12 protein-coding genes and 1 pseudogene are annotated in these 11,350 nt (G+C 42.4%); 10 read left to right on the top strand and 3 right to left on the bottom strand.

Annotated elements, in window-relative coordinates; genetic code table 11:
• Window positions 1-15: 15 nt before the first annotated feature.
• A complete protein-coding gene (locus QUB44_RS15985) occupies window positions 16-186 on the bottom strand; it encodes a hypothetical protein (RefSeq protein ID WP_333369165.1) in 171 nt (56 codons plus the stop codon).
• A 32-nt stretch (window positions 187-218) separates the two neighbouring features.
• Here QUB44_RS15985 and QUB44_RS15990 point away from each other — a divergent pair, with 32 nt between their 5' ends.
• From QUB44_RS15990 to QUB44_RS16005, 4 genes are all read left to right on the top strand, one after another.
• Entirely contained in the window at window positions 219-653 is a 435-nt protein-coding gene (locus tag QUB44_RS15990; RefSeq protein WP_333369167.1) for a VOC family protein, read from the top strand.
• A 214-nt stretch (window positions 654-867) separates the two neighbouring features.
• Window positions 868-2,841: a heavy metal translocating P-type ATPase gene (locus tag QUB44_RS15995; RefSeq protein ID WP_333369169.1), complete on the top strand. Its 1,974-nt coding sequence runs from the start codon at window positions 868-870 to the stop codon at window positions 2,839-2,841.
• A gap of 70 nt (window positions 2,842-2,911) precedes the next feature.
• On the top strand, window positions 2,912-3,832 hold the full coding sequence (locus tag QUB44_RS16000) for a vitamin K epoxide reductase family protein (protein ID WP_333369171.1): 921 nt from the start codon (window positions 2,912-2,914) through the stop codon (window positions 3,830-3,832).
• A 59-nt stretch (window positions 3,833-3,891) separates the two neighbouring features.
• On the top strand, window positions 3,892-4,065 hold the full coding sequence (locus QUB44_RS16005; protein WP_333369173.1) for a divalent metal cation transporter: 174 nt from the start codon (window positions 3,892-3,894) through the stop codon (window positions 4,063-4,065).
• A 40-nt stretch (window positions 4,066-4,105) separates the two neighbouring features.
• Here QUB44_RS16005 and QUB44_RS16010 read toward each other — a convergent pair.
• Window positions 4,106-5,682, bottom strand: a pseudogene (locus QUB44_RS16010) (IS5 family transposase).
• A 907-nt stretch (window positions 5,683-6,589) separates the two neighbouring features.
• Between QUB44_RS16010 and QUB44_RS16015 the strand changes: the two are divergent.
• The 6 genes from QUB44_RS16015 to QUB44_RS16040 all read left to right on the top strand — a co-directional run bounded on the left by QUB44_RS16015 (window position 6,590) and on the right by QUB44_RS16040 (window position 10,404).
• Window positions 6,590-6,742, top strand: coding sequence for a hypothetical protein (locus tag QUB44_RS16015; RefSeq protein ID WP_333369175.1), 153 nt, complete (start codon window positions 6,590-6,592; stop codon window positions 6,740-6,742).
• A 401-nt stretch (window positions 6,743-7,143) separates the two neighbouring features.
• Window positions 7,144-7,365, top strand: coding sequence for a hypothetical protein (locus tag QUB44_RS16020; RefSeq protein WP_333369177.1), 222 nt, complete (start codon window positions 7,144-7,146; stop codon window positions 7,363-7,365).
• A 32-nt stretch (window positions 7,366-7,397) separates the two neighbouring features.
• On the top strand, window positions 7,398-8,036 hold the full coding sequence (locus QUB44_RS16025; RefSeq protein ID WP_333369179.1) for a class I SAM-dependent methyltransferase: 639 nt from the start codon (window positions 7,398-7,400) through the stop codon (window positions 8,034-8,036).
• Between the two features lie 102 nt (window positions 8,037-8,138).
• Window positions 8,139-8,774, top strand: a complete 636-nt coding sequence (locus QUB44_RS16030) for a class I SAM-dependent methyltransferase (RefSeq protein ID WP_333369181.1) — start codon at window positions 8,139-8,141, stop codon at window positions 8,772-8,774.
• 71 nt (window positions 8,775-8,845) lie between these two features.
• Entirely contained in the window at window positions 8,846-9,700 is an 855-nt protein-coding gene (locus tag QUB44_RS16035) for an AraC family transcriptional regulator (protein ID WP_333369183.1), read from the top strand.
• A gap of 107 nt (window positions 9,701-9,807) precedes the next feature.
• Window positions 9,808-10,404 carry a hypothetical protein gene (locus QUB44_RS16040; RefSeq protein ID WP_333369185.1) on the top strand — a complete coding sequence of 199 codons (597 nt, stop codon included), beginning with the start codon at window positions 9,808-9,810 and terminating at the stop codon, window positions 10,402-10,404.
• Between the two features lie 110 nt (window positions 10,405-10,514).
• Here the strand turns inward: QUB44_RS16040 and QUB44_RS16045 are convergent, their stop codons facing one another.
• Window positions 10,515-11,285 carry a cation:proton antiporter domain-containing protein gene (locus QUB44_RS16045; protein ID WP_333369187.1) on the bottom strand — a complete coding sequence of 257 codons (771 nt, stop codon included), beginning with the start codon at window positions 11,283-11,285 and terminating at the stop codon, window positions 10,515-10,517.
• Window positions 11,286-11,350: the final 65 nt, after the last annotated feature.

The following is an 11,350-nucleotide window of genomic DNA, read 5'->3' on the forward strand; positions in this document are numbered from 1 at the left end:
ATTAGTTATGAGTCATTAGTTAGTTCCTATTCCTAATGCCCAATGCCCAATGCCCAATGCCCAATGCCCAATGCCCTGCGCGGGCCAATGCCCAATGCCCAATGCCCTGCGCGGGCCAATGCCCAATGCCCTGCGCGGGCCAATGCCCAATTCCCAATGCCCAATTCCCAATTCCCAATTCCCCAATCTAAAATCTAAAATCTAAAATTTAAAATCGAATGCACCACGCCTCGATTCGCACTGCTAACATTCACCGGGCGATCGCCTTTTACGAACAGTTGGGATTTACTGTGAGCGATCGCTTTACTACAGGTTACACCCTAGCCTGTTGGATGGAAGGTCTCAACGGACGCATCGAACTAATTCAAATCCCGGAACCCAAACCCGCACCGGATGCTTTCGGAGACGAGCATTATGTTGGATATTATCATTTATCTTTTGATTTAACGGAGGCGACAACTGACTTGCCTAGCTGGTTGCAGTCTCTGAAAGAACGGTTTGAGGAAGCTGCTAAAGACCAACCAAACCAGTTTCAAGCTTTGAAAGTTTTATTAGAACCGACTCAACAGGCGATCGGGCAAAATGTTTACGAAGTAGCTTTTATTGCCGATACTGATGGTTTGCCCTTAGAGTTTATCCGCCTGCTTAATTAGTTCATCACTAACGAATAGGGATAATCATTCTCTCTCAATCGGAAACTAAGAATAGTTATTACTTTTAATCCCTAGTAACGTTCCCTATCAATTTAACAAGATTTTTATAAAAAATACTAGATTTTTAACTCAAAATCTAGTATTTTTTTATTTTTGACTATAATATGAATATCTATTCATACAATCAGGTATTGAGATAAACCCAGGAAAAACCATGCAAAAAGCAAAATCGAGCAATTCCGGCTGCTGTAGTTGCAGTCATGAGGACGACCACCAGGAACACAGCCAGGAGAATCATAACCAAAACCACAACGTCGGAGATTTTAACCTGAATCAAGAACTGGTTCCTGTGATATTGGTTGTTGTACTATTTGTCGGCGGTTTAATTTTTGAAGAAAAACTGCACAACACGCCCTATTCTATAGGTGAATATCTGGTTTTTATCCCAGCCTATCTTTTAAGCGGATGGAATGTTTTAACCAGTGCGGGTCGCAATATTCTGCGAGGTCGATTTTTTGATGAAAATTTTTTAATGACTATAGCAACACTCGGCGCTGTCGCTATTCACAAACTCCCTGAAGCAGTCGGGGTGATGTTGTTTTTCAAAATCGGAGAACTTTTTCAAGAATTTGCCGTAGGGCGATCGCGTCAATCGATCCGATCGCTTTTAGAAATTCGCCCAGACAGCGCCAACCTCAAAGCAAAGGGTGAAATCAAAAAAGTTGCACCAGAAATAGTAGCTGTCGGCGATATCATCCTTGTCAAACCGGGAGAAAAAATTCCCTTAGACGGTGAAATTATAGACGGCAACTCTCAGATTGACACATCTGCACTAACTGGAGAATCAGTACCTCGAACCGTGAAAGTTGGAGAAACAGTTTTAGCAGGAACAATTAACCAGACAGGAGTTCTCACCGTCAAAGTTACCAAACTCTTCGGTGAATCTTCAATATCCCGCATTCTAGAATTAGTAGAAAATGCCAGAAGCAAAAAAGCTGAAACTGAGAAATTTATCACCAAATTTGCCAGCTACTACACGCCCTTTGTAGTATTTGCATCGCTAGCAGTGGCTCTAATTCCCCCTTTGTTCATTTCAGGAGCAACTAATGCAGACAGATTTTTATGGGTTTACCGCGCCCTAGTCTTGTTAGTCATTTCCTGCCCTTGCGGATTGGTGATTAGCATCCCTCTCGGATACTTTGGGGGAATTGGCGGTGCAGCCAAGGGCGGTATTTTGGTTAAAGGCTCGACTTTTTTAGATACCCTGACAGCAGTCAAGACAGTTGTTTTAGACAAAACAGGAACTTTGACAAAAGGAGTTTTTAAAGTAGCACAAATTGTGCCTAAAAATGGTTTTCACGAAACAGAGTTGATGACAATAGCTGCTAAAGTAGAATCTCAATCAAATCACCCAGTCGCGAAATCTATTATTGAAGCTTACGGCGGAAAGATAGATTCATCGGATGTGAAAGATTACGAAGAAATAGCGGGACACGGCATTCGAGCAAAAGTAAATAATCAAATTGTGCTTGCGGGAAATGACCGTTTGCTCCACCGAGAAAAGATCCCTCACGATGTCTGCAATGCTGAAGGTACTGTCGTCCATTTAGCGGTAGACAACCGCTACGCTGGCTACATTTTAATTGCTGACGAGCTTAAGGAAGACGCAGTACAGGCTATTCGCGACCTCAAAAATTTAGGTGTTGAGCGAATCGTGATGCTAACAGGAGATAATCAAGCTGTAGCCGATAGTGTTGCGAGAAAGCTCGGTTTAGATTCCTATTTAGCTGAGTTATTACCCGAAGAAAAAGTAGAGGCGATCGAAAAACTGATCTCCCAATCTAAAAAAGGCGATAAAATTGTCTTCGTCGGGGATGGAATTAATGATGCACCCGTGCTTGCTAGGGCTGATGTGGGCATAGCGATGGGGGGTTTGGGCTCCGATGCGGCGATCGAAACTGCCGATGTTGTGATTATGGCAGATGCACCGTCCAAGGTGGCTGAAGCCATCCAAATTGCCCGAAAAACTCACAATATTGTTTGGCAAAATATCATTTTTGCCATGTTAGTCAAAGGCATATTTATTGCTTTGGGTGCTTTTGGGTTAGCTACAATGTGGGAGGCAGTCTTTGCCGATGTTGGGGTGGCTTTAGCAGCTATTTTCAATGCGACTAGAGTTTTAAGATAGAGTGTTCGCAGGGCGGGCATTGCCCACCTTACCCCACAATTGAGACATACATTTTGAGGTCAAAAATACTATGCGTCGTCAACGTTCTCAGCCTTGGATTCACCGCTATTCTCGTCCCATCACGGCAGGAATTGCCTCGATAGGGGCTGCGATCACTGCTTATCTAACAGTGGTCAAGTTATCCAACGGAACTGCAGTTTGTCCGATCGAAGGCTGCGATATCGTGCTTTCGAGTCCCTATGCCTATGTCTTTGGTTTGCCTCTTTCTTTGTTCGGTTTTTTGGGCTATTTGAGCATGATAGTTTTTGCCGTAGCTCCCCTACTTGTTAATCCCGCAGAACAGAAGAGTCTCCGCTCTAAGTTAGAGTCTTGGACGGGACTATTTCTGTTTGCTGGTAGCACAGCTATGACGATTTTCAGCGGCTATCTGATGTATGTACTGGCTGTTGATATCAAAGCAGCTTGTATTTACTGTATTGCGTCTGCTTTGTTTGCAACTAGCTTGTTTGTCTTAGCATTAATCGGTCGCGAATGGGATGATATCGGGCAACTATTTTTTATAGGAATTCTGGTGTCTATGTTAGTGCTGATTTCCTCTCTCGCTCTTTATGCCGATGTCAATAATCTCGGTACAGCTAAGGAAACAAGTATGAATACCACAACATCTTCTGGTACTTCAGAAATTGCTTTAGCCCGACATTTAAAAAGAGTGGGAGCTAAAATGTACGGCTCTTTTACCTGCGATCGCTGTCAGATGCAGAAGGAAAGTTTTGGCAAAGAAGCGGCTCGCATTATCAATTATATCGAGTGCAATCCGCAAGGGAAAAATGCTCGCCGCGATCTTTGCGAAGCTGCCAAGATTCAGGGTACTCCTACTTGGGAAATTAATGGTAAGTTTTACCCAGGGCAAAAATCTTTGCAGGAGTTAGCTGATTTATCAGGTTATCAGGGAACTCGCGAATTTAAAAACCTCTCAAATCAGGAACGGTGACAAGAGTGATTTTTGGCGATCGACCTAAATCATAGTCGATCGCACGCATCTCGGTTAATTTGCTGGTTTTGAGTCAAGTGATTCTCAGTTTGCAATTACCCTTTGCAGTAATTCCCTTGGTAATGTTTACCTCGAACCAGCGCTTAATAGGAGAGTTTGTGAATCCATTGTGGCTGAAAGCGGTAGCTTGGTTAGTGGCTAGTATTATAGTAGGATTAAATAGGGCTTGCTGAATAATCGATCGCAAATCAATAACAACAGCGATCGATATATTCAAGCTCGGTTAAAGATAAATTTTTTCGGTATCGATTGCCCCAAATTATAATTGGGGATTATCTCCTACTCAAAATTAGGTGTTCTTTTTCCAAATAGACATAAAAACATCCAAAAAAACCGACGCCACCAGGCAGAAAGGTTCCCAACTAAAAAAGGGATAGCAATAGCTGTTTGTGAAGTATTATCAAGTTTTGTCATCACTCGATTGAGACCGAATCTTCGTTTCCCTAACCCGAATTTGCCCTCAATAGGATTGCGAATTCTATCATATTCCAACGCTTGCCTCTTTTTTTATTTGCTGACATGGGATGGCGGTCTTCCTAGGGGTAGCCCACTGATTCTAATTCCTTTTTCATGACGCCAAGCTCGGTTCTCTCTTGTACGATAAATTCGAGCCGCATGAACTGATTCAGGATAGTATCCTGTGAATCTATAATAAGCTTCTACTTGGGCTTTTAAGTCCCCTGATTCGTTAAAGCTATCCCAGCTTATTCGGTTTAAAAATACATATCCTTCAAAATAGCTAGCTGATAATTTAGCTCCAAAATCTACGCTTGTTCCGGCTTTTTCTCTGACTATAGGACGGATATGGGGTTGGCTTAGACTTACTATTCTATGCTCAATACTCTGTTTATTGTCATCAAATAACAATTGCTGTTGGCGATAGACTTCTGTGAGGACTAGCAAAGTTTTATATTGCTTTTTATTCAGACCTTCTAGGGTCGCGTCTAAATCGATTAGCTCTTCAATATGAGCGAGGTTTCTTTTGATGTATTGAAGTTGTTTTTTAATTGCCTGTCTTCTTTTGTTGCGCGTGGCTCGTCTTTGTTTCGCTACTACTAAGTAGTCTTTTCTGGCTAGATTACGGTAGGTTCTTGGTTTTTGAGTGGTTTTTTCTTTAATTTGTTTATACAGAATGTATATGATTTTTTCTGTATGAATTCTGGCTCTGTTTAATAGTCCTAAGTCGGTCGGATAACTAATATCGGCTGGAGCGCAGGTTGCATCTATGATTAATTTTCTGCAATTGGGTGATTCTTTTTTGGCGTCCAAATCTTTTTTTTAGGGTTAAACTGGGCTGATAGAGCGGATTTTTTAACCCTTCGTTCCTTGACTTTATTAATTAGGTTCTGGCTAATTAGTTGCCGAAAATGAACTAATAGAGATGGGTCAAAGGTAGCTCGTTACTGTAGTTTGATTGACCAATAAAGTATTGTAGATAGGGGTTTTCCCGGATCTGTTCTACTGTGAGGCGATCGCTAATTTCCAGTTTTTCTTTGATGATTAATGCTCCCAATGCCGTCCGATATGATGCAAGCTGGTGCGCCCTTTTCTGTGGAAGTTTTCAGCATAAGCTGTTCAGCATTTAAATTTTTTGCCTGAAAGCCAGGGTGCAAGGAGTCTAGGCTTCAAAAATCCCAATTTAAATGCGTATCAGCTTATTCTGCTTCAAAATCTGACCACGGAATTAGTTCGGCCATTTTTACCCAACGGTTGTCTGATGACAACCTTCCTCCAAAAGGCAGTTCAAACTCGGATGGGAGACTTGAGGCAAGCTCAGCTTTTATGTACACGAGCGCACTGGGTGATGCAAGGGTTTTGTACTATTTTATCTCTTTATCTTGCACACTTTTCTTGATCGCACGATCGCATAACCAGGCCGTGTAACCTTTCTGCACTTATCCAGCAAGCCCTACTTAGGAATGAAAAATAAATAAGGTGACTAATAGAGCAATAGTTTACGTTGGATCAAGGCTTCTGGTTTAATTGTGCAAGTTATTGATTTTTGATTCCTAAGTATAGCCTAGACTCCAAGAGAGAGCCCGAACAAATAACAATGTTTAAAATAAAGATAGCAGAATATTTAAAAGTATAAAAAAAAACTAGAACGATTACAGGCATGGTTTTGAGACGAGAGTGAATTTAGTTTAAGAGTCACCGAAAGAAATAACTGGTATAAAAAATGCAGCCTAGAAAATGTTAAACTGAACTGAAAAAAAGGCAGAGTTAATGTAATAATAGCAGTGAAAATTCAGATATTAAATGTGGTATGATCACTCAAAAAACAATGCATTAATATAATTGTTATTAAATGCTAAAACTCTTTAATGAAGAGCTAATTAATGAATAGTATCAGCAGGAATCATGCCTAAAAGTTGGGCAAAAAAAAGAAAAAATAGTAATAAGTTTTGATAATGCTAGTTGTCATAAGAAAGAAGAGCACCTCAAAAAAAATGAAACTGAAATGCCTAATCTATATTGATATTTTATTCTCCCCGAATACAGTCGCGACCCTAACTCAATTAAATTAGTATGGCATTCGAGAAAAGAATATATTTTCCATCGACTTTTTACATCAATTGAAGAGCTAGAGTATTTATTGCATAGCTTTTCAATTGAAGGACAATTAATAATTAAACGGGAGCTAAGAATCAAAAACAAGGGTAATGCTTGTATCACAGTTTAAATGTGCAATAGCTTATGAGTAGAGCCTACTATGCAGCTTTCATTCAAGCGCGAAACTATTTACGGGATAGCCAAGGACTTTCTATTCCAAAGACAGGAGAAGCTCATCGATACGTTCAGCAACAATTCGCTGTCAGTGCCGATCGCACTCGCAAGAAAATAGCATAAAATTTGAGGTACTTGCGAAGCTATCGCGGAAAAGTAGATTAGGATGATGCAGTACCTGGATTATCCGGTATTGCATTAAGAGCTATTGGAATTCCGAAAAAGTAAGCTCGGATTTGAGTAGTTTGTAAGCATAGATGGGAGGGTTAGAATATATGATTATCGCTCCTAAAAATGTGCCGTAAGTTACCGGTTCCAAGTACCCTGAGCAATTCAACGCTGCTGTTTTGGGGAGAGTTGAAAAACGCTTGGGCGATGCTGCTGGATTGCAAAATTTTGGGGTAAATCTGGTTAGACTTGGGCCGGGAACTTGTTCTGCTCTCAGGCATTGGCACAGCCGGCAAGATGAGTTAATCTATGTTCTGTAAGGGGAAGTTACTCTGATTACAAATTCGCGAGAGCAAGTGCTGAAACCGGGTATGGCGGCGGGTTTTCCGGCGGGGGACGCAGATGGGCATCATTTAGTCAACCGCTCTAATGCAGATGTTGTTTATCTCGAAATTGGCGATTCCCTTCGGGATAGCTTCGCTTCACGCACTGATGGTGATTGGGCTAATTATCCCGATGATGATTTAATTGCCAAAGCTAGCGGTAATGCTTGGATTTTTACGCACAAAAACGGCTAGATTTATGAGAGATTTATGAGGATTAAAAATTTATGAGTCAAGTGAATCTTTGGACTTCGGCGGAACACGCTTTGTGGTATCTTGCTAAAGCTGATGGAATTCCTCACCGCACTGAAGGTGAAGCGGTTTTGTTGGAGGAAGTGCCGAAAAATGTTAAGCGAATTCTGGATGTGGGCACGGGAGACGGACGGTTGCTGGGTCTGCTTAAGTGCGATCGACCAAATGTTGAATGTGTGGCGATCGACTTTTCGCCGACAATGCTGGAAAAAGCCAGAATTCGCTTTGCTGATGACCAGAATGTCACGGTAATCGAGCACAATTTTGATGAATCGCTACCAGATTTGGGCAAGTTTGATGCGGTTGTTTCTAGTTTTGCGATTCATCATGTAGCAGACGATCGCAAACGTTCGCTTTACACTGAGATTTTCGAGCTTTTGGAACCGGGAGGCATTTTTTGCAATTTGGAGCACGTAGCGTCCGCAACTCCCGCTTTACACGATAAATTTCGAGAGGCGCTGGGTATTAGTCACGAACCCGAAGATCCGTCTAATAAATTGCTTGATGTGGAAACGCAATTGCGCTGGTTTAGAGAAATTGGTTTTACAGATGCAGACTGTTATTGGAAGTGGCGGGAACTCGCTTTATTAGTTGGGGCGAAAGCTGACTCATAGTAGTAAGTTGTGCATTGCACACCCTACTTAATCGCGAAATCTAACAATAATGGTTGGATTTTTACGCATAAAAACGGCGAAATTGATGAGGATTAAAAAATAATGAGTCAAGTCAATCTTTGGACTTCTGAGGAACACGCTTTGTCGTATCTTGCTAAGGCTGATAGCGTTCCTCAGCGCACTGAAGGTGAAGCGGTACTTTTGGGGGAAGTGCCGAAAACTGTCAAGCGAATTCTAGATGTGGGTACGGGAGACGGGCGTTTGTTGGGTTTGCTAAAGTGCGATCGCCCGAATGTTGAATGTGTGGCGATCGACTTTTCACCTACAATGTTGGAAAAAGTTAGAACTCGTTTTGCTGATGACAACAATGTTACGGTAATCGAGCACAATTTTGATTACTCGCTGCCGGATTTGGGCAAGTTTGATGCAGTTGTTTCTAGTTTGGCAATTCACCACGTAGAAGACGATCGCAAACGTTCGCTTTACACCGAAATTTTCGAGCTTTTGGAACCCGGAGGCATTTTTTGCAATTTCGATCACGTAGCGTCCGCAACAGAGGCTTTGCATCAGAAATTTCTAGAGGTGGTCGGTATGGGCGATCGACCAGACGATCCCTCTAATAAATTGCTGGATGTGGAAACGCAATTGCGCTGGTTTAGAGAAATTGGTTTTGAGGATGCAGACTGTTATTGGAAGTGGCGGGAACTCGCTTTATTAGTTGGGGTGAAACCAGTTTAGCTGCGGATAAGGACACGGCAGTTCCGCGTTCTTTTAAAATTGGAAACAGTCAATCAAAGTCGATACTAGCCGTGTCTAATAACGAACCTGCGCCACACTTGCACCTCCTTTCTAGCTTTGAAGCGGGATGGGATGGTTTGAATCTCATCTACGAGCTAGAACCTGCTGACGAAATGCCGGAAACAGATTTAGAACACCACTTTATCATGATTTCTGAAAATGATTTTCGGGCGAGTTTTATGTTTAATGGCAGTTGGCAGCACGTAGATTATGCCAGCGGCGATATTGCTATTATTCCTGTTACTCAAACTTTTCCGAGAACATTAGTCGATCGCGAAGTTCCATTAATTGAGTTATTTCTCGAACCTGCAATGCTTGCCCGCGCTGCTTTTGAATCTGTGGATGCCGATCGCATTGAGTTAGTGCCACAATTGCAGCTACGCGACCCATTAATTCAGCATATGGGGCTAGCCTTGAAGGAAGAACTAGCAGCCGGAGGTGCAGACAGTCGCCTCTATGCAGAGTCAATGGCAACAGCGCTTTCTGTGCATTTGCTGAGGCGCTACTGTTCCTTTCAAAAGGAGATTAAAAACTATACGGGCGGATTGTGCAAGTATCAGCTCAGGCAAGTATTCAATTATATTGACGAACATTTAGACCAGAATTTAAGTTTGGAAAAACTGAGTAGTACCGTGCAGATAAGTCCGCATTATTTTGCTGGTTTATTCAAGCAATCTACAAAAGTTACACCTCATCAATATGTGATGAAATGCCGAATAGAGAGAGCAAAGCAGTTGCTGCGGCGCCGGGAGTTGACACTTGTAGAAATCTGTCACCAAGTCGGCTTTCAAAGTCAGAGTCATTTCACCAGAGTTTTTCGCCAATACGCCAAAACTACGCCAAAGGCATATAGAGATGCGCCTTGAAGGTTGGGAAGATTAGGACATTTTTGGGAAGATTGGGCAAGACAGCGGCAAAGTGCGATCGCTAAATTTAGTACCTACCGACAATTTTTTTTAAGGAGTAACCAAGGATGAAAGGTACTAAATTTGCTTTTGAAGGATGGAGCATCGTTGGTTTGTCTGCGTTGATAGTTGGCATTATGCTTGCTGTTATCTGGCTGATTCACGGTGTTGATGAACAAGGGATGCGGATGGCGATTCGAGCAACTGCTCGTACTTCGTGTATCTTATTTCTCAGTGCTTTTGTTGCTTCTGCACTTCGCAGGCTTTGGCCAACTACATTTACACAGTGGCTCTTAAAAAATCGCCGCTATTTGGGGGTATCGATGGCAGTGTCGCATACGTATCACGCGATCGCGTGGAGCGGCTTGTGGTTTGCAACCTCTGGAGCATCGCCTAAGTTTGACCCTCTGGGGATCTTAGGCTATGTCTTCCTTTTTGGGATGACTGTAACATCTTTTGAGCGATCGGCAGCATGGATAGGTCAACGAGCCTGGAAAATTTTGCACAATGCTGGAATGCACTATTTCTGGCTGGCTTTTACCTTTGAATTCAGTACCAAGATTTTCAAGTCAATGCTCGTATATTTACCTTTGACAATGTTGCTAGTTGCAGCAATTATGATTCGCCTAGTTTCTCCTAGAATACAGAGAAAATTAGTTAGTTAGGGCTTACACACTCCCACCAAAGAAACCGGGTTTTTTACCTAAGCTGCGGGCTATAACGAAGTATTTTCCTAAAAAAACCCGGTTTCTCGGTCTCGATGCGTAAGTTTTAATTAAATTAAATCTGGTACATCAGGTTTGATTCGGCGCTCGTACCAGTTCATTAGCGGGGTGGAGCTGATGCCGTGCAGAATCACAGAAAGTACGATGGTTGTAAAGGTAATCCAGGCAATTTTCTCGGCGGTTTCGCCTTTCAAACCGTCACCCAAAGCATAGGTAAGATAATAGATAGAACCGACACCACGAATTCCGAACCAACCGCAGAGCAAGCGGCTGGCGGGATGCAAAGGACTGCCGATCGTACTAATCCATGCTCCCACAGGCCGGATTAAAAAAATTAACAATCCAGCTACTAAGAGGGAGTATCCTCCATATGCCAACATAGGCTCTAGGCGCAAAAGCGAACCTAATAGTAAGATAGTTGCTACTTCCATTAATTTTTCTATGCGCTCGGTAAAGTGCAGTTGGGAAAGCGGCTTTTCTGGATTGCGGTAACTCCGCTGCACGACAATTCCTGCTACAAAAACTGCGAGAAATCCGTAGCCGTTGACTACTTCTGTGAGGGAATATGTAATCAGAATTGTGCTCAGAGCAATGAAATCTTCCATTAATTGATCTGCCGGTTGATAGCGTTGGAGTCGGCGATCGATCCAGGTGACGGCTTTAGCTACTAAAATTCCCATAACGATAGCTACGCCAATCGCCCAAATCAAGTCAACTGCCGCCCACTTCGCAAACCAGTTCGACCAGTTGTTATCTTTTAGCGCATAAATGCCGAAATAAACAAAGGGAAAAGCTAAAGCATCGTTTAAACCCAGGGCTATTTCGTTCTAGACAGTAGGCAGGGTTTAGGTTTAGAGTTTAGAAGTCGGATTCACCCTAACTTATG

The organism is Microcoleus sp. AT3-D2, assembly GCF_036705715.1.
Taxonomy (GTDB): Bacteria; Cyanobacteriota; Cyanobacteriia; order Cyanobacteriales; family Microcoleaceae; genus Microcoleus.